The 22286-nt window shown below is 72.8% G+C and carries 18 protein-coding genes; 10 read left to right on the top strand and 8 right to left on the bottom strand.

Features of this window, described 5'->3' with window-relative positions:
* Positions 1–75: 75 nt before the first annotated feature.
* From ACZ5ID_RS16215 to speB, 6 genes are all read right to left on the bottom strand, one after another.
* A complete protein-coding gene (locus ACZ5ID_RS16215; RefSeq protein WP_468897814.1) occupies positions 76–477 on the bottom strand; it encodes a hypothetical protein in 402 nt (133 codons plus the stop codon).
* An 84-nt stretch (positions 478–561) separates the two neighbouring features.
* Positions 562–927 carry a hypothetical protein gene (locus ACZ5ID_RS16210; protein ID WP_468897812.1) on the bottom strand — a complete coding sequence of 122 codons (366 nt, stop codon included), beginning with the start codon at positions 925–927 and terminating at the stop codon, positions 562–564.
* Positions 928–1005: 78 nt separating this feature from the next.
* Positions 1006–4713 carry an ABC transporter ATP-binding protein gene (locus ACZ5ID_RS16205; RefSeq protein ID WP_468897810.1) on the bottom strand — a complete coding sequence of 1236 codons (3708 nt, stop codon included), beginning with the start codon at positions 4711–4713 and terminating at the stop codon, positions 1006–1008.
* 140 nt (positions 4714–4853) lie between these two features.
* Positions 4854–5846 (bottom strand): serine hydrolase, encoded by a 993-nt coding sequence (locus ACZ5ID_RS16200; protein WP_468897808.1) that lies wholly within the window; start codon positions 5844–5846, stop codon positions 4854–4856.
* A gap of 155 nt (positions 5847–6001) precedes the next feature.
* Complete coding sequence (locus ACZ5ID_RS16195; RefSeq protein ID WP_468897806.1) at positions 6002–7672, bottom strand: thiamine pyrophosphate-binding protein; 1671 nt, start codon at positions 7670–7672, stop codon at positions 6002–6004.
* Positions 7669–8640, bottom strand: a complete 972-nt coding sequence (speB, locus tag ACZ5ID_RS16190; protein ID WP_468897804.1) for an agmatinase — start codon at positions 8638–8640, stop codon at positions 7669–7671. Before speB ends, ACZ5ID_RS16195 begins: the two co-directional genes overlap by 4 nt.
* A gap of 156 nt (positions 8641–8796) precedes the next feature.
* On the opposite strand from speB, the gene ACZ5ID_RS16185 reads away from it, so the two are divergent.
* From ACZ5ID_RS16185 to ACZ5ID_RS16175, 3 genes are all read left to right on the top strand, one after another.
* Positions 8797–10230 (top strand): PucR family transcriptional regulator, encoded by a 1434-nt coding sequence (locus tag ACZ5ID_RS16185; protein ID WP_468897802.1) that lies wholly within the window; start codon positions 8797–8799, stop codon positions 10228–10230.
* A 77-nt stretch (positions 10231–10307) separates the two neighbouring features.
* Positions 10308–11465 carry an acyl-CoA dehydrogenase family protein gene (locus tag ACZ5ID_RS16180; protein WP_468897800.1) on the top strand — a complete coding sequence of 386 codons (1158 nt, stop codon included), beginning with the start codon at positions 10308–10310 and terminating at the stop codon, positions 11463–11465.
* The gene (locus ACZ5ID_RS16175; RefSeq protein ID WP_468897798.1) at positions 11462–12331 is read left to right on the top strand and encodes an acyl-CoA thioesterase; all 870 of its coding nucleotides are present in this window, start codon (positions 11462–11464) and stop codon (positions 12329–12331) included. The genes ACZ5ID_RS16180 and ACZ5ID_RS16175 overlap by 4 nt, the downstream gene beginning before the upstream one ends.
* Before the next feature lie 8 nt (positions 12332–12339).
* Here ACZ5ID_RS16175 and ACZ5ID_RS16170 read toward each other — a convergent pair whose 3' ends face one another.
* Positions 12340–13119 carry a phosphatase gene (locus tag ACZ5ID_RS16170; RefSeq protein ID WP_468897796.1) on the bottom strand — a complete coding sequence of 260 codons (780 nt, stop codon included), beginning with the start codon at positions 13117–13119 and terminating at the stop codon, positions 12340–12342.
* A gap of 125 nt (positions 13120–13244) precedes the next feature.
* Entirely contained in the window at positions 13245–13838 is a 594-nt protein-coding gene (locus ACZ5ID_RS16165; RefSeq protein WP_406551535.1) for an SACE_7040 family transcriptional regulator, read from the bottom strand.
* A gap of 134 nt (positions 13839–13972) precedes the next feature.
* On the opposite strand from ACZ5ID_RS16165, the gene ACZ5ID_RS16160 reads away from it, so the two are divergent.
* The 7 genes from ACZ5ID_RS16160 to ACZ5ID_RS16130 all read left to right on the top strand — a co-directional run bounded on the left by ACZ5ID_RS16160 (position 13973) and on the right by ACZ5ID_RS16130 (position 22284).
* Positions 13973–15604 carry a carboxyl transferase domain-containing protein gene (locus tag ACZ5ID_RS16160; RefSeq protein ID WP_468897794.1) on the top strand — a complete coding sequence of 544 codons (1632 nt, stop codon included), beginning with the start codon at positions 13973–13975 and terminating at the stop codon, positions 15602–15604.
* A gap of 14 nt (positions 15605–15618) precedes the next feature.
* Complete coding sequence (locus ACZ5ID_RS16155; RefSeq protein ID WP_468897983.1) at positions 15619–17574, top strand: acetyl/propionyl/methylcrotonyl-CoA carboxylase subunit alpha; 1956 nt, start codon at positions 15619–15621, stop codon at positions 17572–17574.
* Positions 17575–17582: 8 nt separating this feature from the next.
* Positions 17583–18512: a hydroxymethylglutaryl-CoA lyase gene (locus ACZ5ID_RS16150; RefSeq protein WP_468897981.1), complete on the top strand. Its 930-nt coding sequence runs from the start codon at positions 17583–17585 to the stop codon at positions 18510–18512.
* A 6-nt stretch (positions 18513–18518) separates the two neighbouring features.
* Positions 18519–19679, top strand: a complete 1161-nt coding sequence (locus ACZ5ID_RS16145) for an acyl-CoA dehydrogenase family protein (RefSeq protein ID WP_468897792.1) — start codon at positions 18519–18521, stop codon at positions 19677–19679.
* Between the two features lie 388 nt (positions 19680–20067).
* On the top strand, positions 20068–20244 hold the full coding sequence (locus ACZ5ID_RS16140; RefSeq protein ID WP_468897790.1) for a hypothetical protein: 177 nt from the start codon (positions 20068–20070) through the stop codon (positions 20242–20244).
* 151 nt (positions 20245–20395) lie between these two features.
* On the top strand, positions 20396–21442 hold the full coding sequence (locus tag ACZ5ID_RS16135) for an ABC transporter substrate-binding protein (protein ID WP_468897788.1): 1047 nt from the start codon (positions 20396–20398) through the stop codon (positions 21440–21442).
* A gap of 2 nt (positions 21443–21444) precedes the next feature.
* Positions 21445–22284 (top strand): siderophore-interacting protein, encoded by an 840-nt coding sequence (locus ACZ5ID_RS16130; protein WP_468897786.1) that lies wholly within the window; start codon positions 21445–21447, stop codon positions 22282–22284.
* Positions 22285–22286 lie beyond the last annotated feature (2 nt).

Genomic DNA, 22286 nt, shown 5'->3' with positions numbered 1-22286 from the left:
CAACACCAGTGCGACCAGACCCCGTTGTACCGCCGGCCGTCATGGCAGCGTTGTCATCCCGTCCTCAGGGCCGTCTCAGCACAGGATCCAGCCCGTTGAGCCGCCCCTGCCCGCCACCGAACCCGAGGCCCGTACACAGCGGTTGATGGCGTGCACCGTGACCGGGCCCGCCTGCCGGGTGAATTGGCCGCTGTCGGAGACCGGACCGCCGCCGCGCGCCTGGATGGTCACGGACATCTGCCGTCTGGCGCCGGGCGACTTGGCGACGGACACCGCGCACGCGTAGCCGTGCGTCTTGTAGACCCGCAGCTCGCCGGTGGCGAACGAGACCGTCCTGACCTGCCGTCCGCCGCACGAGGCCGCCGCGTCCGCGCTGCCCGCGCCCGGTCCGAGCACGGTCAGGGCCGCCGTCGCCAGCAGCACCACCAGCCCCGGTCCTGCCCGGTCCCGCAGCGCCCGCCTTCCCCCACCGAACACCCGTGCCTCCTTCCCTCACATGAACGTATGTGGGTACGGACGCGCGGGGGCTACCCACGGTTGCGCCGGAGGCGGAGCGGCTCGTCAGGCGTTGCTCCCGAGCATCGCCAGGAAGACCGCCTCGGCCACGATCTGTACCCACAGCCCCGCCGTCCGCAGCTCCCTGGCGCGCCGGGCGCGGCCGGGCACGGCCAGGACGAGGACGAACGCGAGACCGGCGGCCCACAGCGCCCAGCTCATCTGCGTGGCGCTCGCCCCGTGCGAGGCGCAGTCCGTGTAGTAGTCGCCGTAGGTCAGGCACCGGGAGAACCGCTCGGAACTGGCCACGGCCAGCCCGACCAGCACGACGGCGGGGATCAGCCCGAACGCCGAGAGCACGGCGGCCGTACGCAGCCGGGCCCCGGAGCTCTTCGGGACGGGGGCGGGGGTGAACGCGGTCTTCGTGGTCATGCCCCGATCCAACCGGGGACGGCCCGCCGCGCGGACCGTCCCCGGTACTCATTCGTCTGTGTGCGCGTACTCAGACGCTCACACCGCGGCGGGCTCGTCCTCGCCGATGAAGGTGCGCCACAGGCTGGCGTAGCGCCCGTCCCGGGCGAGGAGTTCGTCGTGGGTGCCGTCCTCGACGACCCGGCCGTGGTCCATCACCACGACCCGGTCCGCGCGGGCGGCCGTGGTGAGGCGGTGGGCGACCACCAGCGTGGTGCGGCGGCCGGTGAGCCGGTCGGTGGCCTGGTTGACCTGGGCCTCGGTCGCCAGGTCCAGGGCGGCGGTGGCCTCGTCCAGGAGCAGCACGTCCGGGTCGACGAGCTCGGCGCGGGCGAGTGCGATCAGCTGGCGCTGTCCGGCCGAGAGGTTGCGGCCCCGCTCGGCCACCTCGTGGAGGTAGCCGCCGTCCAGCGTGGCGATCATGTCGTGTGCGCCGACCGCGCGGGCGGCGGCCTCGACCTGGGCGTCCGTGGCGTCGGGCCGCCCGTAGGCGATGGCGTCCCGGACGGTCCCGGCGAACAGGTACGCCTCCTGGGGGACGACCCCGAGGCGGTGCCGGTAGGCGGTGAGGTCGAGGTCGCGCAGGTCGGTGCCGTCGGCGGTGACCCGGCCCCCGGTGGGGTCGTAGAACCGCGCGACCAGCTTGACCAGCGTGGACTTGCCCGCTCCGGTCTCGCCGACGAAGGCGACGGTCTGCCCGGCCGGAATGCGCAGGTTCACACCCGACAGGGCCTCCTCCTCGTCCCCGTAACGGAAGTCGACGTCCTCGAAGGCGATCTCGCCGCGCAGCGAGGGGACCTCCTTCGGTGCGCCGGCCGCCGCCGTGGAGGTCGGCTCGCGCAGCAGCTCCTGGATGCGCTTGAGGGAGACGGCCGCCTGCTGGTAGCCGTCGAAGACCTGCGAGAGCTGCTGTACGGGGGCGAAGAACAGGTCGATGTAGAGCAGATAGGCGACGAGCGCGCCCGTGGTGAGGGTGTGCGCGTCGACCCGGTGGGCGCCCACGATCAGCACCGCCGCGGCGGCGACCGACGACAGGAGCTGGACGAAGGGGAAGTACACCGAGATCAGCCACTGGCCGCGGATACGGGCGGCGCGGTAGTCGGCGCTGCGGGCGGTGAACCGTTCGGCGCCGTCGCGCTCGCGGCCGAAGGCCTGCACGATCCGCAGTCCGCTCACCGACTCCTGGAGGTCGGCGTTGACCCCGGCGACCCGCTCGCGGGCCAGCTCGTACGCCTTGACGCTCTGCTTGCGGAAGAAGTACGTGCCCAGGATCAGCGGCGGCAGGGTGGCGAAGACGACCAGCGCCAGCTGGAGGTCGATGACCAGCAGCGCCAGCATGATGCCGAAGAAGGTGACGACGGCGACGAACGCGGTGACCAGACCGGTCTGGAGGAAGGTGGCCAGCGCGTCCACGTCCGTGGTCATCCGGGTCATGATCCGGCCGGTCAGCTCGCGCTCGTAGTAGTCCAGGCCGAGCCGCTGGAGCTGGGCGAAGATCTTCAGCCGGAGGCTGTAGAGGACACGCTCACCGGTGCGTCCGGTCATCCGGGTCTCGCCGAACTGCGCGGCCCACTGGATCACCACGGTCAGCAGGGCCAGACCCGCCGCCGCCCACACCGCGCCGAGCGCCAGCTTGGTGACGCCCTGGTCGATGCCGTGCCGGATCAGCACCGGCAGCAGCAGGGACATGCCCGCGTCGACCGCGACCAGCGCCAGGCTGACGCAGAGCGGCCGGCCGAAGCCCTTCAGCAGCCGGCGCAGCCCGTAGGACGTCTCGGGCCGCACGGCCCTGGCCTCGTCGACGCCGGGGGTGTCGGTGGCCGGGGGCAGCGCCTCGACCTGGGCCAGCAGCTCGGGGGTGGCGGGCATCCCGCCGGGCGCGGCGGAGACCGGCTTGTCCTCGCGGATCCACAGCGGCGGCGTGATGCCCCGCTCGGCGTCGAACTCCGCGTCCAGCTCCTCCCGCACGGTGTGGTCCTCCACCGCCTCCACCGCCACGATGTGGCCGGGCGAGACCGCGCCCAGCTCGTCCGGGTCGGTCAGCAGACGGCGGTAGAGCGCCGAGTCGCGCTGGAGCTCCTCATGGGTGCCCAGCGCCGCGAGGCGGCCCTCGTCGAGGACGGCGATGCGGTCGGCGAGGTTGAGGGTCGAGCGGCGGTGCGCGATGAGCAGCGTGGTGCGCCCGGCCATCACCGTCTTCAAGGCTTCGTGGATCTCGTGCTCCACGCGCGCGTCCACGGCCGAGGTGGCGTCGTCCAGGACCAGCAGACGCGGATCGGTGAGGATGGCACGCGCCAGCGCCACTCGCTGGCGCTGGCCGCCGGAGAGGGTCAGACCGTGCTCGCCGACGGTGGTGTCGTAGCCCTCGGGCAGGTCCGAGATGAACCCGTCCGCCTGGGCCGCCCGCGCGGCGGCCTCGACCTCCTCCTGGGTGGCGTCGGGCCTGCCGTACGCGATGTTGGCGCGCACGGTGTCGGAGAAGAGGAAACTGTCCTCCGGGACCAGGCCGATGGCGGAGCGCAGCGAGGCCATCGTCAGCTCGCGCACGTCGTGGCCGCCGACCAGGACCGCGCCATGGGTGACGTCGTAGAACCGCGGCAGCAGCAGCGACACCGTGGACTTGCCCGAACCGGAGGCGCCGACCACGGCGACGGTCTCACCGGGGGCGATCTCCAGGGAGAAGCCGTCCAGGACCGGCCGCCCGTCCTCGTACGCGAAGCTCACGTCGTCGAACTCGACGGTGGCGGGCGCGTCCGCGGGCAGTTCCTTGGTGCCGTCCGCGATCGACGGCTCGGTGTCGATCAGCTCCAGCACCCGCTCGACGCCGGCCCGCGCCTGCTGACCGACGGTGAGGACCATGGCCAGCATCCGCACCGGACCCACGAGCTGCGCCAGATACGTGGAGAACGCGACGAAGGTACCGAGGGTGATCTCGCCCCGGGTGGCGAGCCAGCCGCCCAGCGCCAGCATGGCGACCTGGCCCAGCGCGGGCACGGCCTGGAGGGCGGGGGTGTAGCGGGAGTTCAGCTTGATCGTGCGCAGCCGGCCCGCGAAGAGCCTGCGGCCGACCTCGCGGAGCTTGCCGGTCTCCTGCTCCTCCTGCCCGAACCCCTTGACCACCCGGACACCCGAGACGGCGCCGTCGACGACGCCCGCGACGGCCGCCGCCTGGCCCTGGGCGTACCAGGTGGCGGGGAAGAGCCGGTTGCGGCTGTGCCTGGCGATGAACCACAGCGCGGGCGCCACGGCCAGCGCCACCAGGGTCAGCAGCGGCGAGAGCCATGCCATGACCGCGAGGGAGATCACGAAGAGCAGGATGTTGCCGATGGTCATCGGCAACATGAAGAGCAGGCCCTGGATGAGCTGGAGGTCGCTGGTGGCGCGGCCGACGACCTGGCCGGTGGAGAGCTCGTCCTGACGCCCCCCGTCGAGCCCGGTGATCGTCGCGTACATCTCGGTCCGCAGGTCGTGCTGGACGTCGAGGGCGAGCCGGCCGCCGTAGTAGCGGCGGATGTACGTCAGGACGTACACGACCACGGCCGCGGCTATGAGCAGCCCGGTCCACACGGCCAGGGACCGGGTGTGGGCCCCGATCACGTCGTCGATGATCACCTTGGTGACCAGCGGGACCAGAGCCATCACCGCCATGCCGCCGAGCGACGACCCGAGGGCCAGCAGCACATCCCGCCGGTACCGCCAGGCGTACCCGGTGAGCCGTCGTGCCCACCCCTGCTCTGCCGCCGCCACTGGTGCCTCCCGTGTGTCCGCTCCGCCGGAAGGCTCCAACGCCGTCACCGGCGGATTTCATCCCGCCGCAACGTACGGCGACTAAAAACCCGCCTCGGTCGCTGGGGACCGGGCGGGTTTTCCGGGGGCGTGCCGGGGCCCTAGCGGGTCGGGACCACCGTGACCAGGTCGCGGCCCGCGGGTGCCTCGGGCACCGGCGGGATGGCCTCGCTCACCGGCGTCGGCTTCTGCCACTTCGGCGGGTGCCAGGGCTTGCCGCCCTCGGCCGGGCGGCCGAGATCGGCGTGGACGGCGCGGGCGACGGCCTCGATGGTGCTGATGCCCTGGCTCATCGAACTGTTGTCCTCGGTGAGGACGGCCAGGCCGTAGTCGTGGCCGCCGTCGGTGAAGGCACCGATGCTGTGCACCCGCCAGCCGTGCGTGGCGCGCGGCAGCCAGCCGTTCTTGACGTGCACGGTCGTCCCGCCCTGGACCCCCGCGGGGGTACCCCAGCGCTGGTCCGAGCGGACGCGGTTCATCAGGCCCAGCTCGTACTCCCGGGCGTCGTCGCTGAGCACCGGGTTGCGGGAGGTCAGCAGGGCGAGCAGCTTGGCCTGGTCGCGGGCGGAGACCCGGCTCAGGCCCCAGTAGCCGTCGGAGCCCGGCGTCGTCTGGGTCATCCCGGCGGCCTTGAGGAACCCCGACACCTTGGAGGCGCCGAGCTGCTTCCACAGCGCGGTCGTCGAGTCGTTGTCCGACTCGGTGATCATCTTCGTGGCCAGCGCGCGCTCGTTGGAGGTGAGCGAGCGGTGGTGGTTGCCGGCGTCCCAGAGCAGCGTCGCCAGCACGGTGGCCTTGATCACGCTCGCGGAGTCGAAGGTGTCGGTCGCGCGCAGCTCGCACTTGGTGCCGGTCGAGCGGTCGTACAGCGCCACGGCCGTCAGCGAGGCGTGGCCCTTGAGCGCGGAGGTGATGTCGTTGGTCAGCCTGGCCGCGAGTCCGGCCTTGGCGGAGGTGCAGCTCACCGTCGTCGCGGCGGCGGCCGGTGTCGCGCCCGCGGCCACCGGCGCGAGCACGCCCGCGGCGACGGCCACCGAGAGCGCGCCGCGGCGCGCCCGGCGGGATATGCGGGATGTGCGGAGTTTCCTGGGCAAAGCGTCCCCGTCCCCTGATACGTCTTGAGGCGAGCACGTCGTTGTGACGTGCTCGCTTCAGATGACTCACCGAGGGCCGAAAGGTTGTACCTCGCGCACGCGGAAGAAGGCGGACTTCGTCGCATCGCCCGCCTCCCTCGCATCGCCGGCCTCCGTCACCGGTGCGTGGGCGCGAACATCCTCAGTACGGCGGGCAGGACGACCACCGAGGGACCGGGGGCGGCCAGCGCCGCGGCCAGGTCGTCCCGGAGCGCCTCCTCGCTCGTACGGACCGCCGGGACGCCGAAGGACTCGGCGAGCGCGACGAAGTCGGGGCGGTCCAGCTCGGTCGCGGTGGCCGTGCCGAAGGCGTCCGTCATGTACTCGCGCAGGATGCCGTAGCCGCCGTCGTCCACGATCAGCCAGGTGACCGGCGCGTCGTACTGGCGCGCCGTGGCGAGCTCCGCGATCGAGTACATCGCGCCGCCGTCGCCGCTGACCGCGAGCACCGGGCGGGTCGGATCGGCCGCCGCGGCCCCGATGGCCGCCGGGAAGGCGTAGCCGAGGCCGCCGGCGCCCTGGGCCGAGTGCATCGCGCCCGGCCAGGCGGACCAGGCCCAGTACGCCAGGATCGTCATGTCCCAGAAGCTGGGCGCGTCGGCGGGCAGGGCCGCGCGCACCTGTTCCAGGATTCGCCGCTCGGCCTGGAGCCCCTGCCCGTCGAGGCGCTCGCGCACCCGGGCCAGGACGCCCCGTACCGCCTCGGCCGCCGCCGGGTCGGTGCGCTCACCCACGCTCTCCAGGAGCGCCGAGAGCGCGATCCGGGCGTCCGCGTGGATGCCGAGCGCCGGGTGGTTGGACTCCAGCTTGCCGAGGTCGGCCTCGATCTGGATCACCCGGCCGCGCGGCCGGAACGTGTGGTAGTTCGAGGAGAGTTCACCCAGCCCCGAGCCGACCACCAGCAGGACGTCGGCGTCCTGTAGGAAGTCGGTGGTGTGCCGGTCCTCCATCCAGGACTGGAGCGAGAGCGGGTGCTCCCAGGGGAACGCGCCCTTGCCGCCGAAGGTGGTGACCACCGGCGCGTCCAGCCGCTCGGCGAGCGCGCGGAGCTTGCCGGCGGCGTCGGCGCGCACCACCCCGCCGCCCGCGACGATCACGGGGCGGGCCGCGTTCTCCAGCAGGTGCGCGGCCAGGGCGGTCAGTTCGGGGCGGGGCACCAGGTCGCGCGGGGTCGCGTCCACGGCCGTGACGACCGGCAGCGCGGTCTCGGCGAGCAGGACGTCCTGCGGGATCTCCACGTACACCGGGCCGTGCGGGGCGGTGAGCGCCGACTCCCAGGCCGCCGCGAGCGCGGAGGGGATCTGGGACTGGGCGCGCACCGGGTGCACCGACTTCACCACGTCGCGGAACGCGGCCTGCTGGTCGCGCAGTTCGTGCAGATGGCCGTGGCGTCCGCCGCCGAGCCCGGCGGTGGGCACCTGGGCGCAGACGGCCAGCACCGGGGCGCTCGCCGCGGCTGCCTCCTGGAGCGCGGCGAGCGACATCAGGGCGCCGGGCCCGGTGGAGAGCAGCAGCGGCGCCGCCTCGCCGGTGACCCGGCCGTAGGCGTCGGCGGCGAAGGCCGCGTTGTTCTCCATGCGCAGGCCCACGTACGTCATCGACGAGCGGCGCAGCGCGTCGAACATCCCCAGCGCGTGCTGCCCGGGCAGGCCGAACACGGTGGTGGCGCCGAGTCCCCGCAGGGTCTCGACGACCAGGTCGCCGCCGATGCGGCCGGGCGGCGGGTTGAGGGCCGCCTCGACCTGGCGCGGCGTCGGACGCAGCACCAGGTCGTGGTCGTGGGTCATTTGGCGGCCTTGGCCGCCGCGATCTGCCGGGACATGATCGTCGTGAGCTCGTACGCGGTGTGGGAGGCGGCCACCGAGGTGATCTCGGCGTGGTCGTACGCCGGGGCGACCTCGACGACGTCGGCCGAGACCAGGTTGCAGGAGGCCAGGCCGCGCAGGATCTCCAGGAGCTCGCGGGAGGTCATGCCGCCCGCCTCCGGGGTGCCGGTGCCGGGGGCGTGCGCCGGGTCGAGGCAGTCGATGTCGATGGAGATGTAGAGCGGGCGGTCGCCGATGCGCTGGCGCAGCTGGTCGGCGATCTCGTCGGCGCCGCGGCGGTAGACGTCGGCCGAGGTGACGATGCCGAAGCCCATCTTCTCGTCGTCGGTGAGGTCCTGCTTGCCGTAGAGCGGGCCGCGGGTGCCGACGTGGGAGAGCGCCTCGGTGTCGAGGATGCCCTCCTCGACCGCGCGGCGGAACGGGGTGCCGTGGGTGTACTCGGCGCCGAAGTAGGTGTCCCAGGTGTCCAGGTGCGCGTCGAAGTGGAGCAGCGCGACCGGGCCGTGCTTCTTGGCGACGCTTCTGAGGAGGGGCAGCGCGATGGTGTGGTCGCCGCCCAGCGTCATCAGCCGGGCGCCGGTGCCGAGCAGGTCGTCGGCGGCGGCCTCGATGGTGTCCACGGCCTCGTTGATGTTGAACGGGTTGACCGCGATGTCACCGCCGTCCGCGACCTGGGCGAGCGCGAAGGGCGAGGCGTCCTGGGCCGGGTTGTAGGGGCGCAGCAGCCGGGAGGCCTCGCGGATGGCGTTGCCGCCGAAGCGGGCGCCGGGCCGGTAGGAGACACCGCTGTCGAAGGGCACGCCGACGACGGCGACATCGGCGGTGCCGACCTCGTCGAGGCGGGGCAGCCGGGCGAAGGTCGCGGGACCGGCGTACCGCGGGACGCGGGACGAGTCGATCGGACCGCGCGGCGTTCCGTTGCTGCTCATGTGAATGGCCCTTCGTTTCAGCGATTCATGCGATCTGTGCAGTTCGCGCACTTCACACGGTTCATGCGGTTCACCACGACGATAGGTCGCCGGGCAGCGACACTGAAGTGTACGTTTCCTCCACTCCCGACACCGATGATGGATGGATCCTCCACCATGCCGGACTCCTCCGTCCCTCCCACCCCTCCCGTGCCGCTGTCGGCCCTGCTGACCCGCACCGACCTCGGTCTGCGGCGGATCGCAGGGCCGCCCGAGGCCGATGTGCACTGGGTGCACACCTCGGAGATGGCCGACCCGTATCCGTATCTGCTCGGCGGGGAGCTGCTGCTGACCGCGGGCGTGCAGCTCAGCGACCCGGAGCGGTACGCGGCGCGGGTCGCCGAGGCGGGCGCGGCGGCGCTCGGCTTCGGCGTCACGCCCGTGTACGACACGGTCCCGGCGGCGCTGGTCGACGCCTGCGAGCGGCACGGGCTGCCGCTGCTCGAAGTGCCGCCGACCACGACCTTCACCGCGGTCGCCCGCGCGGTGTGGGGCCTGATGACCCGGGCCCGCCACCATGAGCTGCGCCGGGTCGCCCGCGCTCAGCAGGGGCTCGCCGCGGCGGCGGCCCGCCCGGACCCGGTCCCGGCGGTCCTGCACCAGCTCGCGGTCGGGCTCGACGGCTGGGCGGGGCTGCTCGGCCCCGGGGGCGAGGTCCTGCGGGCGGCCGGCCCGGAGCCGTCCCCGCGCGCGGCGGCGGCGCTGCGCCGGCTGGCGGTGGTGGTGGCCCCGGGCACCCCCGGTTCCCCCGCGTCCGCCACCGACACCGGCGCGGGCCCGCACCTCGCCGCGTACGCCCTGACCGGACCGCGGCAGCTGGTGCTCGGGACCGTGGCCGAGGGGCGCGAGGCGGGCGACCACACCGTGGCCGGGGTCGCGTCCGTACTGCTCTCGCTGCTCACCGCGGAGCGCCAGGGCGCGGGTGAGGCCGTCCGCTCGGCCGCGCTGGTGCGGCTGCTGCTCGGCGCGGCCCCGGCCGAGGTCGCGCCACTGCTCGGCGAGGGGCCCTGGACCGTCGTCCACGCGCGCGGCGAGGGCGACCCGCCCGACCTCGGCAGCCCGCTGGTGGAGGCGGACGGCGGCCACGCGCGCGTACTCGTCCCCGGCGGGCGGGAGGTGGCCGCGCGCGCCGGCTGGACGCTGGGCGTGAGCGCGCCCGTGGCGGCCGGGGAGCTGGCCGCGGCCGATGCCCAGGCGGCGCGGGCCCTGCGCCGGGCCGAGGCCGCCCGGACACCGCTGGTACGCCACCGCACCGGCGGCTACGCCTCGCTGGTGGACCCGGAGGAGGCCGCCGCGTACGCCCGCGCGCTGCTCGCCCCGCTCACCGAGCCGCTGGTGACGACGCTGCGCACCTGGCTCTCGCTGCACGGCAGCTGGGACCGCACGGCCGTGGCCCTCGGGGTGCACCGCAACACCGTCCGCCAGCGCGTGGCCCGCTGCGCGGCGCTGCTGGACGCGGACCTGGACGACATGGACGTCCGTACGGAGCTGTGGCTCGCCCTACGGAGTGCGCATGGACGTGCTGAGGCTCACTCTGGACAGTGCGAGTGACCGCCGGGTAACTTCGTCTTTCAAACTCTGAGCAAGCGCTTAGCCAAGCCGCCGCCACCGTCAGAAGGAGAGCGTCCGTGCGCCGCACCGTATTCAACGAGGACCACGAGGCGTTCCGGGACACCATCCGGGCCTTCATCGAGGCCGAGGTCGTCCCGGTCTACGACGAGTGGTTCGCCGCCGGCCAGGCGCCGCGCGACTTCTACTACAAGCTCGCCGAGCTCGGCGTCTTCGGCATCCGCGTCGACGAGGAGTTCGGCGGCGCCGGCATCGAGTCGTACAAGTTCGAGGCCGTCATGTACGAGGAGACGGCCCGCGCGGGCGTGCAGTTCGGCGGCTCCGGTGTGCACGTGCTGCTGGGCCTGCCCTACATCAAGATGCTCGCCAGCGACGAGCAGAAGAAGCGCTTCCTGCCCAAGTTCGTCTCCGGTGAGGAGATGTGGGCGCTGGCGATGACCGAGCCGGGCACCGGCTCCGACCTCGCGGGCATGAAGACCACCGCGAAGCTCTCCGAGGACGGCACGCACTACGTCCTCAACGGCGCCAAGACCTTCATCACCGGCGGCGTCCACGCCGACCGCGTGATCGTCTGCGCCCGCACCGCCGCGCCCACCGCCGAGGACCGCCGCCACGGCATCTCGCTGTTCGCCGTCGACACCAAGTCCGAGGGCTACTCCATCGGCCGCAAGCTCGACAAGCTCGGCCTGAAGACCTCCGACACCGCCGAGCTGGCGTTCGTCGACGTGAAGGTCCCCGTCGAGGACCTGCTCGGCGAAGAGAACAAGGGCTTCTACTACCTCGGCCACAACCTCGCCTCCGAGCGCTGGGGCATCGCCTTCGGCGCCTACGCGCAGGCCAAGGCGGCCGTCCGGTTCGCCAAGGAGTACGTCCAGGAGCGCACCGTCTTCGGCAAGCCGGTCGCGCACTTCCAGAACACCAAGTTCGAACTGGCCGCCTGCCAGGCCGAGGTGGACGCCGCCGAGGCGGTCGCCGACCGCGCCCTCGAAGCCCTCGACGCGGGCGAGCTGACCCCGGCCGAGGCCGCCTCCGCCAAGCTGTTCTGCACCGAGGTCGCCCACCGCGTCATCGACCGCTGCCTCCAGCTGCACGGCGGCTACGGCTTCATGAACGAGTACCCGATCGCCCGTCTGTACGCCGACAACCGCGTCAACCGGATCTACGGCGGCACCAGCGAGATCATGAAGTCGATCATCGCCAAGGACATGGGTCTGTGACCGAGGCTCTGGATGCCCTGCTCGATCTGCTCGACCTGGAGCAGATCGAGCGGGACTACTTCCGGGGCCGCTCCCGCTCGGCGCTCGTCCCGCGCGTCTTCGGCGGACAGGTCGCGGCCCAGGCGCTGGTCGCCGCGGGCCGCACCGTTCCCGCCGAGACCCCGACGCCGCATTCCCTGCACGCGTACTTCCTGCGTGCGGGGGACCCGGGCGCGCCGATCGTCTACCTGGTCGACCGCATCCGCGACGGCCGCTCCTTCACCACCCGCAGGGTCGTCGCCGTCCAGCACGGCCAGCCGATCTTCCACCTCTCGGCGTCCTTCCAGAAGTACGAGGAAGGGCTGGAGCACCAGGCGGACATGCCGCCCGCACCGGACCCGGAGTCATTGCCGACCGCGGCCGAGATGCTGCCGCGCCATCTGCCCGCGGACGTCGCCGAGCGCCTGATCGAGGCGCGCGCGGCCGTCGACCTGCGCTACGCGGACGCACCGCCGTGGGCCAGCGCCGGCACCCCGCGCGAGCCGCGCTCGCAGGTCTGGTTCCGTACGAACGGCAAGCTCGCGGACGACCCCCTGCTGCACATCGCGCTGGCCACCTACGTCTCCGACATGACGCTGCTCGACTCGGTGCTGCTCGCGCACGGCCGGGGCGGCTGGGCGGTCGGGGACGTGGTGGGCGCGTCGCTGGACCACGCGATGTGGTTCCACCGCCCGTTCCGGGCCGACGAGTGGCTCCTGTACGACCAGGAGTCCCCCTCGGCCTCGGCGGGCCGGGGCCTGGGCCAGGCCCGCATCTACACCCAGGACGGCCGCCTGGCGGTGACGGTGGTCCAGGAGGGCGTGGTCAGGGTCCCGCGGCCCCTTTAGGGACGGCCTCAGACCAACTCGGCCGCAGCCAGCAGGTATTCGGTCATGGGCTCGTAGTAGCGCGGGTCCACCACGTGGTCGTCCAGCGGGACCGCGACCTGAAGCGTCCCCTCCGCCTCCGCCAGGAACAGCGCGGGGTCGTTGCAGTCGGCGTACCCGACCGCGTCGATCCCGCGCTGGGCGGCGCACCCGGCCCACCCGTGGTCCGCGACGACCAGATCGGGCAGCGCCCGTCCCTCCCGCTCCAGCGCGTCCAGGATCGCCGCCATGGGCGCGGGCGAGTGCGTGTGCCACAGGGACGCGCCCCGCTCGTACAGCGAGACGTCCGCGAACTGCACCACACAGCCCTCGTCGGCCGTCACCCCGTCCGGGATGCGCACGATCTCGCACCCGGCCGCCCGCAGCGCCGCCGCGGTCCGGCTGTGCACGTCGATGAGCGCACCGGGGTGGCCGGTGGCGAAGAGCACCCGCTGATTGCCCGCCACCGCCTTCCGCAGCCGTGCCGCCATCCGCTCCAGCGCGTCGACCGTCAGCTCCGGGTCGATGGTGTCCTGGCCGGTGCGGTGCCCGGGGTCGTCGACGACGCCGCAGCGCTCGGCCATCACGGCGAGCACGTCCTGCTCGTCGCTCCAGCGCTCGCCCAGCTCCAGGCCCAGCCAGTAGTGGCGGTCGCCGTTGGCGAGCTTGCGGTAGTGGGAGAGGTTGTTGTCGCGGGGGGTGGCGACGTCTCCGGCGATACGGGTGCGGACGAGGTGGTCGACGAGAGCGGCACGGCTGGGTATCGGCATGCGCCCCATTCTGCCCCCGCGCGCGGCACCCGGCGCCGTCGTCCGCGCAGTGGACGTGCGGCCACGGGCGCGGGGAAGCACCCCTCGCGCCTCCCTCGCGCACCCGTTCACGCGCGCGTGGGGGCTCAGTTCGCGAGCGCCGCGAACGCCCCGTGCGCCAGGCGCCGCAGCAGCGCCTCCGTGGCGGCGCGCCCCGGCAGCCCCGCCCCGTACGAGCCCAGGTGCGGGGTCGAGTTGAGCAGGCCGAACACCGCGTGGACGGCGGCGCGGACCTCGGCCTCGGAGCCGTGCGGGTACAGCTCGCGGACGACCGCGACCCACAGCTCCACGTACTGCCGCTGGAGCTGGCGCACCAGCTTGCGGTCGCTGTCGCGCAGCCGGTCCAGCTCCCGGTCGTGGAGGGTGATGAGCGCCCGGTCGTCCAGGGCGAAGTCGATGTGGCCGTCGATGAGCGAGCCGAGGACCGCCTCGGGGCCCCCGTCCGCCTCGGCGACCCGCTTGCGCCCGCCGTCGTAGAGCCGCCCGCTGATCCCGACCAGCAGCTCCGCCAGCATCGCGTCCTTGCCCGCGAAGTGCCGGTAGAGGCCGGGACCGCTGATGCCGACGGCCGCGCCTATCTCGTCGACGCCCACGCCGTGGAAGCCGCGCTCGGCGAAGAGGCGCGCGGCCTCGCGCAGGATCTGCTCGCGGCGGGTGGGGGCATCGGTCCGGGTGCTCATGGGAATTCATTCTAGACAACGCGGTTAGCGCTCGTTAACCTGGTGGAAATGAGTTAACGGTCATTAACATCCGGCCGGAGATCTCACCGGAAGACTCCGCCGGAGACTTCGTACGGGCAAGGGGGCTCGACACGATGCAGCAGGCACCGGTCCTTGGGAGCGCGGCCGATCCCGCGTCCGAGGCATGGCGGGCCAACGAGGAGGCGCACCGCACCCTCGGCGAGGAGCTGCGCGCCAGACTGGCCGCGGCGCGCCTCGGCGGCGGCGAGCGGGCCCGCGAGCGCCATGTCGCGCGCGGCAAGCTGCTGCCGCGCGACCGGGTCGACACCCTGCTCGACCCCGGCTCGCCCTTCCTGGAGCTGGCGCCGCTGGCGGCGGACGGGATGTACGGGGGCCAGGCCCCCGCCGCCGGGGTGATCGCCGGGATCGGGCGGGTCAGCGGTCGCGAGTGCGTGATCGTGGCCAACGACGCCACGGTCAAGGGCGGCACGTACTACCCGATGACGGTGAAGAAGCACCTGCGCGCCCAGGAGGTGGCCCTGGAGAACCGGCTGCCGTGTCTGTACCTGGTCGACTCCGGCGGCGCCTTCCTGCCGATGCAGGACGAGGTCTTCCCCGACCGGGACCACTTCGGGCGGATCTTCTACAACCAGGCCCGGATGTCGGGCGCCGGGATCCCGCAGATCGCGGCGGTTCTCGGCTCCTGCACGGCCGGCGGGGCCTACGTCCCGGCGATGAGCGACGAGGCCGTGATCGTCCGCAACCAGGGCACGATCTTCCTCGGCGGGCCGCCGCTGGTGAAGGCCGCCACCGGTGAGGTCGTCACCGCCGAGGAGCTGGGCGGCGGCGAGGTCCACTCGCGCACCTCCGGCGTCACCGACCACCTCGCCGAGGACGACGCGCACGCGCTGCGCATCGTCCGCACCATCGTCGCCACCCTCCCCGCGCGCGGGGAGCTGCCCTGGAGCGTCGAGCCGGTGGAGGAGCCGAAGGTCGACCCCTTGGGGCTGTACGGGGCGGTCCCGGTCGACTCGCGCACGCCGTACGACGTCCGCGAGGTCATCGCGCGCGTGGTCGACGGCTCGCGCTTCCAGGAGTTCAAGTCCGAGTTCGGGCAGACGCTGGTCACCGGCTTCGCCCGGATCCACGGCCACCCGGTCGGCATCGTCGCCAACAACGGCATCCTGTTCTCCGAGTCCGCCCAGAAGGGCGCCCACTTCATCGAGCTGTGCGACCAGCGCGGCATCCCGCTGGTCTTCCTCCAGAACATCTCGGGCTTCATGGTCGGCCGGGACTACGAGGCGGGGGGCATCGCCAAGCACGGCGCCAAGATGGTCACCGCCGTGGCCTGCACTCGCGTCCCCAAGCTGACGGTCGTGGTCGGCGGGTCGTACGGGGCGGGGAACTACTCGATGTGCGGCCGGGCGTACTCGCCGCGCTTCCTGTGGATGTGGCCCAACGCCAAGATCTCCGTGATGGGCGGTGAGCAGGCCGCCTCGGTGCTGGCCACCGTCAAGCGCGACCAGTTGGAGGCGCGCGGCGAGTCCTGGCCCGCCGAGGAGGAGGAGTCCTTCAAGGACCCCATCCGCGCGCAGTACGAGCAGCAGGGCAACGCCTACTACGCGTCGGCCCGGCTGTGGGACGACGGGGTCATCGACCCGACGGACACCCGCCAGGTCCTCGGGCTCGCCCTGACGGCCTGTGCCAACGCCCCCCTCCCCCAGCGGGACTACTCGGCGCCCGGCTTCGGCGTCTTCCGGATGTGAGGCGGACCATGACGATGTTCGACACAGTCCTCGTCGCCAACCGGGGCGAGATCGCCGTCCGTGTCATCCGCACCCTGCGCGCCCTCGGGGTGCGCTCGGTCGCGGTGTTCAGCGACGCGGACGCGGACGCCCGCCATGTGCGCGAGGCCGACACGGCCGTGCGGATCGGCCCGGCGGCGGCGTCCGAGAGCTACCTCTCCATCGACCGGCTCCTTGCGGCGGCGGCGCGCAGCGGCGCCCAGGCCGTCCACCCGGGCTACGGCTTCCTCGCCGAGAACGCGGCCTTCGCGCGCGCGTGCGCCGAAGCGGGCCTGGTCTTCATCGGCCCCCCGGCGGACGCCATCTCCCTGATGGGCGACAAGATCCGGGCCAAGGAGACCGTGAAGGCGGCCGGCGTCCCGGTCGTGCCCGGCTCCTCCGGCAGCGGCCTGAGCGACGGCCAACTCGCCGACGCGGCCCGCGAGATCGGGATGCCGGTCCTGCTGAAGCCCAGCGCGGGCGGCGGCGGCAAGGGCATGCGGCTGGTCCGCGAGGAGGCGGCCCTCGCCGACGAGATCGCCGCCGCCCGGCGCGAGGCGCGCGCCTCCTTCGGCGACGACACGCTCCTGGTGGAGCGGTGGGTCGACCGCCCCCGCCACATCGAGATCCAGGTCCTCGCGGACGGCCACGGCAACGTGGTGCACCTCGGCGAGCGCGAGTGCTCCCTCCAGCGCCGCCACCAGAAGATCATCGAGGAGGCCCCCTCGGTCCTCCTCGACGAGGAGACCCGGGCCGCCATGGGCGAGGCGGCGGTCCAGGCGGCCCGCTCCTGCGGCTACGCGGGCGCGGGCACGGTCGAGTTCATCGTCCCGGGCAACGACCCCTCCTCGTACTACTTCATGGAGATGAACACCCGCCTCCAGGTCGAGCACCCGGTCACCGAGCTGATCACCGGGCTGGACCTGGTGGAGTGGCAGGTGCGGGTCGCCTCCGGCGAACACCTGCCGTTCGGACAGCAGGACATCACCCTGACCGGCCACGCCGTGGAGGCCCGGATCTGCGCCGAGGACCCCGCCCGGGGCTTCCTGCCCTCGGGGGGTACGGTCCTGGCGCTGCGCGAGCCCCAGGGCGACGGGGTGCGCACGGACTCGGGCCTGAGCGAGGGCACCGAGGTCGGCAGCCTCTACGACCCGATGCTCTCCAAGGTCATCGCATACGGACCGGACCGCGCCACTGCCCTGCGCCGGCTGCGCGCCGCGCTGGCCGACACGGTCACCCTGGGCGTGCCCACCAACGCGGGCTTCCTGCGCCGGCTGCTCGCCCATCCGGCCGTGGTCGCGGGCGACCTCGACACGGGCCTGGTCGAGCGCGAGGCCGACACCCTGGTCCCGGACGGTGTGCCGGACGAGGTGTACGCGGCGGCGGCGCTGGTACGGCAGGAGGCCCTGCGGCCGACGGCCGCCGGCGGATGGCTGGACCCGTTCGCGGTGCCGAGCGGCTGGCGCATCGGCGGCGAACCGGCCCCGCTGGCGTTCCCGTTCCGGGTACCGGGACTCGAACCCGTCACTCATGTGGTGCGGGGCGAGGCCGCCGGACAGGTCGCCCCCGGACACGTCCGGGTGGAACTCGACGGTGTCACCCACACCTTCACCACCGCCTCCTCCCCGGAGGGGACCTGGCTGGGGCGGGACGGGGACAGCTGGCATGTGCTGGACCACGACCCGGTCGCGGCGAGCCTCGGCGGCGCCGCGCGCGGCGGCGCGGACACCCTGGCCGCCCCGATGCCCGGCACCGTCACCGTCGTCAAGGTGGCCGTCGGGGACGAGGTCGCGGCGGGCCAGAGCCTGCTGGTGGTCGAGGCGATGAAAATGGAGCACGTCATCTCCGCCCCGCACGCCGGCACCGTCACCGAGCTGGACGTCTCCCCCGGCTCGACCGTCGCCATGGACCAGGTGCTGGCCGTGGTGACCCCGAAGGAGGAGGACCAGTGACGCTCCCCATGGTCGTACCGGCGCCGGGCCTGCCCGCCTCGGTGCGCATCCACGAGGTCGGGGCCCGCGACGGGCTCCAGAACGAGAAGGCCGTCGTCCCCACCGAGGTCAAGGCCGAGTTCGTGCGCCGCCTCGCGGACGCGGGCCTGACCACCATCGAGGCGACCAGCTTCGTCCACCCCAAGTGGGTGCCCCAACTGGCCGACGCCGAGCGGCTCTTCCCGATGCTCGGGGACATCGCGGGCGTGGCGCTGCCGGTCCTGGTGCCCAACGAGCGCGGCCTGGACCGGGCGCTCGCGCTGGGCGCCGACCGGATCGCGGTCTTCGCCAGCGCCACGGAGTCCTTCGCCAAGGCCAATCTGAACCGTACGGTGGACGAGTCGCTGGCGATGTTCGCGCCGGTCGTGGCCCGCGCGAAGGAGCAGCGGGTCCATGTCCGGGGCTATCTGTCGATGTGCTTCGGCGACCCGTGGGAGGGAGCCGTCCCCGTCCAGCAGGTCGTCCGCGTCGCCAAGTCCCTCATGGACCTGGGCTGCGACGAGCTGAGTCTCGGGGACACGATCGGGGTCGCGACCCCGGCCCATGTCCAGATCCTGCTGACGGCGCTCAACGAGGAGGGCGTGGCGACCTCCGCGATCGGGGTGCACTTCCACGACACCTACGGTCAGGCGCTCGCCAACACCCTCGCGGCCCTCCAGCACGGCGTCACCACGGTCGACGCCTCGGCGGGCGGCCTGGGCGGCTGTCCGTACGCCAAGTCCGCCACCGGAAACCTCGCCACCGAAGACCTCGTGTGGATGCTCCAGGGCCTCGGTATCGACACCGGGGTCGACCTCGGCAGGCTCACCGCCACCAGCGTGTGGCTCGCCGAGCAGCTGGGACGGCCGAGCCCGTCCCGCACCGTCCGCGCCCTCTCCCCCGACTCCCACAAGGAGTGACCCCCCATGTCCCTTGACCACCGGCTCTCCGACGAGCACGAAGAACTCCGCCGTACGGTCGAGGAGTTCGCGCACGACGTCGTCGCCCCCAAGATCGGCGACTTCTACGAGCGCCACGAGTTCCCGTACGAGATCGTCCGCGAGATGGGCCGTATGGGCCTGTTCGGACTGCCCTTCCCCGAGGAGTACGGGGGCATGGGCGGCGACTACCTGGCGCTGGGCATCGCGCTGGAGGAGCTGGCGCGGGTCGACTCCTCGGTGGCCATCACCCTGGAGGCGGGGGTCTCGCTCGGGGCGATGCCGGTGTTCCGGTTCGGTACGGAGGAGCAGAAGCGGGAGTGGCTGCCCAAGCTCTGCGCCGGGGAGACGCTGGGCGCGTTCGGTCTGACCGAGCCGGACTGCGGCTCGGACGCGGGAGGCACGCGCACGACGGCGGTGCGCGACGGCGACGAGTGGGTCATCAACGGCACCAAGTGCTTCATCACCAACTCCGGTACGGATGTCACGGGCCTGGTGACGGTCACGGCCGTGACCGGCCGCAAGCCCGACGGACGCCCGCTGATCTCCTCGATCATCGTCCCGTCCGGGACGCCGGGCTTCACGGTGGCCGCGCCGTACTCGAAGGTGGGGTGGAACGCCTCGGACACCCGCGAGCTGTCCTTCGTGGACGTCCGCGTCCCGGCGGCCAACCTCCTGGGCGAGGAGGGCCGGGGCTACGCCCAGTTCCTGCGCATCCTCGACGAGGGCCGTGTCGCGATCTCCGCGCTGGCCACGGGGCTGGCGCAGGGCTGCGTCGACGAGTCGGTGAAGTACGCGCGCGAGCGCCACGCCTTCGGCCGTCCCATCGGGGACAACCAGGCGATCCAGTTCAAGATCGCGGACATGGAGATGCGGGCACACATGGCGCGGGTGGGCTGGCGCGACGCGGCGTCCCGTCTGGTGCGGGGCGAGTCCTTCAAGAAGGAGGCGGCGGTGGCGAAGCTGTACTCGTCCACGGTCGCGGTGGACAACGCGCGGGACGCGACGCAGATCCACGGCGGGTACGGCTTCATGAACGAGTACCCGGTGGCCCGGATGTGGCGGGACTCCAAGATCCTGGAGATCGGGGAGGGGACGAGTGAGGTGCAGCGGATGCTGATCGCGAGGGAACTCGGTTTGCCGGCGTAGGCGTGGTGCCCGGCCTTCGTCTGCGGCTGAGTGGTGGGTTGCTCGCGCAGTTCCCCGCGCCCCTCAGGGGGTTGCGACTCGGCCCGGGAAGCGTCTGCGGGGCGGGCTGCGAAGTTCGTCTGCGGACCGTCTTTGGCTGAGCGCGCAGTTCCCCGCGCCCCTAACTGCCCAGGGGCGCGGGGAACTGCGCGAGCAACCCAGCACGGTCCGCAGGTCCGCTCCCGGTCGGCAGCGGGGCACCGGGGCCATGGGCCCCGGGAAGGCGCCTCAACCCACCCCCACCCCCGGAGGGTTCAGGGAAGGGGCGGGGCGGGGGAAATCCCCCGAAGGGGTGGACCCGGCCCGTACACCCCCCGCACCCGCACCCCCCACCCCCACCCTGGGCACCGTGACCCCGCCCACCTGCCCCGCCTGCCCCACGCGGCCACCCCTGTGGAAGGACACCTCCGCCACCGCCCCCGGCGCCGCCGACCACTGGCACTGGCACTGCACCGTCTGCCGCACCCTCTACGAACCCACCGCGTCCCACAAAGTCCGCTTCACCTACGCCCCGCTGCGGCGATAGGCACCCGTGGCCACGCGTCCGAGCCCCCCCAACCCCCGGAACGCCAGAGCGCCCAGGGCCAAGCTCCCCCTCTACAGATCCTTGTGAGGTTAGGCTAACCTACCCAAGAACTGCCAGAGGCCGACCCCGGCACGCACGAAAGCGGATCGTCATGCCCTTTTCCCGAGCGTCCCACCTTTCCCGTCGCGGTCTGCTGGCCGCCGGCGGCGCCATCGGCCTCGGGGCCGCGCTGGCCGCCTGCGGGGACGGCGACGACGACAAGAAAACGGGCGACGCGACGGGCGACGCGCAGAAGGCCGGGGAGAAGTCCGGCCCCTGGTCCTTCAAGGACGACCGCGGCAAGACCGTGCGGACGAAGTCCACCCCCAAGACCATCGTGGCCTTCACCGGCACCGCCGCCGCCCTCCACGACTACGGCGTCGAGGTCAAGGCCGTGTTCGGCCCGACGAAGACCAAGGACGGCAAGCCGGACGTCCAGGCGGGCGACCTCGACATCAACAAGGTCGAGATCCTCGGCAACGTCTGGGGCGAGTTCAGCGTCGAGAAGTACGCAGCCCTCGCCCCCGACCTGCTCGTCACGGACATGTGGGAGAAGGACGCCCTCTGGTACGTGCCGGACAACAGCAAGGACAAGATCCTCAAGCTCGCCCCCAGCGTCGCCCTGTGGGCCGCGCAGCTCAGCATGCCCGCCGCCCTCCAGCGCCGCGCCGACCTCGCCGCCTCCCTGGGCGCCGACCTCAAGGCCGCCAAGGTCACCGAGGCCAAGGCCCGGTTCGAGAAGGCCGCCGCCCGGCTGAAGGCCGCCACCAGGGCCAACCCCAACGTCACGGTGATGATCGGCTCCGCCAGCGCCGACCTGTTCTACGTCTCGGCGCCCAAGACCTCCGCCGACACCGCCTACTTCCAGGAGCTGGGCGTGAAGTTCGTCGAGCCGAAGGTCAACGCGCAGGGCTTCTTCGAGGAGCTGAGCTGGGAGAACGTCGGCAAGTACAAGGCCGACGTGATCATGATGGACAACCGTTCCACCGCCCTCCAGCCCGACTCCCTGAAGTCCAAGCCGACCTGGGCCGGACTGCCCGCCGTCAAGGCCGGCCAGATCACCCCGCGCACCACCGAGCCGATCTACTCGTACGCCAAGTGCGCCCCGATCCTCGAAACCCTCGCCCAGGCCATCGAGACCGCGAAGAAGGTTGCCTGACCATGACGCTGACAGCCGAGACCGCCACCGTCCCCTTCCGTCTCTTCGACCTGAGCGTGGTACGGACCCGGCGGCTCGGCCCGTCGCTGGTGCGGATCACCTTCGGCGGCGAGCAGTTGGCGTACTTCGAGGGCGGCGGCCGGGACCAGAGCCTCTCGCTCTTCCTGCCGCACCCCGGCCAGGACGCGCCCGTCCTGCCGCCGGCCGAGGACCCGCGGACGTGGTTCGCGGAGTACCGGGCGCTGCCCGCCGACGTACGGGCCGTGATGCGCTCGTACACCCTGCGCGACCAGCGCCGTGACCCCGACGAGGTCGACATCGACTTCGCGCTCCACGAGGACGGCGGCCCGGCGTGCCGCTGGGCCGGGCGCGCCGTGCCCGGGGACCGTGTGGCGGTCCTCGGTCCGGCGGTCGCCGACAACACGGCGGTGCGCTTCCGGCCCCCGGCGGGGACGGACGGGGTCGTGCTCTGGGGCGACGAGACGGCACTGCCCGCCGTCTCCGCGATCCTGGAGTGGCTGCCGGCCGGTACGCCCGCGCGGGTCTGGCTCGAAGTGCCGTACAGCGAGGACCGGATGGCGCTGGCGACGGCCGCCGACGCCACGGTCACCTGGCTGGTGAAGGAGGAGGGCGCGCCCTCCGTCCTGGACGCGGTGCGGGCGGAGCCGGTGCTGCCGGGGCTAGACCCGTACGTATGGATCGCCGGGGAGGCCGGCACCATGCGGGAGCTGCGGCGGCACTTCGTGCATGAGCGTCATGTCGACCGCAGGAACGTTACTTTCGTCGGTTACTGGCGGCGGGGGCGTTCCGAGGACCAGCTCCGCGAGGAAGAGGCAGCGTAGGC

It is taken from the genome of Streptomyces sp. NPDC031670 (assembly GCF_055580545.1).
Note: the sequence above shows the minus strand (reverse complement) of the source record. Positions and strands in the feature narration are given on the sequence as shown.

Coding starts and splice junctions, on each gene's coding strand:
- ACZ5ID_RS16160 (WP_468897794.1), top strand. CDS start 13,973: ATGCAGCAGGCACCGGTCCTTGGGAGCGCGGCCGATCCCGCGTCCGAG.
- speB (WP_468897804.1), bottom strand. CDS start 8,640: ATGAGCAGCAACGGAACGCCGCGCGGTCCGATCGACTCGTCCCGCGTC.
- ACZ5ID_RS16145 (WP_468897792.1), top strand. CDS start 18,519: ATGTCCCTTGACCACCGGCTCTCCGACGAGCACGAAGAACTCCGCCGT.
- ACZ5ID_RS16165 (WP_406551535.1), bottom strand. CDS start 13,838: ATGAGCACCCGGACCGATGCCCCCACCCGCCGCGAGCAGATCCTGCGC.
- ACZ5ID_RS16185 (WP_468897802.1), top strand. CDS start 8,797: ATGCCGGACTCCTCCGTCCCTCCCACCCCTCCCGTGCCGCTGTCGGCC.
- ACZ5ID_RS16130 (WP_468897786.1), top strand. CDS start 21,445: ATGACGCTGACAGCCGAGACCGCCACCGTCCCCTTCCGTCTCTTCGAC.
- ACZ5ID_RS16150 (WP_468897981.1), top strand. CDS start 17,583: ATGGTCGTACCGGCGCCGGGCCTGCCCGCCTCGGTGCGCATCCACGAG.
- ACZ5ID_RS16210 (WP_468897812.1), bottom strand. CDS start 927: ATGACCACGAAGACCGCGTTCACCCCCGCCCCCGTCCCGAAGAGCTCC.
- ACZ5ID_RS16155 (WP_468897983.1), top strand. CDS start 15,619: ATGTTCGACACAGTCCTCGTCGCCAACCGGGGCGAGATCGCCGTCCGT.
- ACZ5ID_RS16135 (WP_468897788.1), top strand. CDS start 20,396: ATGCCCTTTTCCCGAGCGTCCCACCTTTCCCGTCGCGGTCTGCTGGCC.
- ACZ5ID_RS16195 (WP_468897806.1), bottom strand. CDS start 7,672: ATGACCCACGACCACGACCTGGTGCTGCGTCCGACGCCGCGCCAGGTC.
- ACZ5ID_RS16170 (WP_468897796.1), bottom strand. CDS start 13,119: ATGCCGATACCCAGCCGTGCCGCTCTCGTCGACCACCTCGTCCGCACC.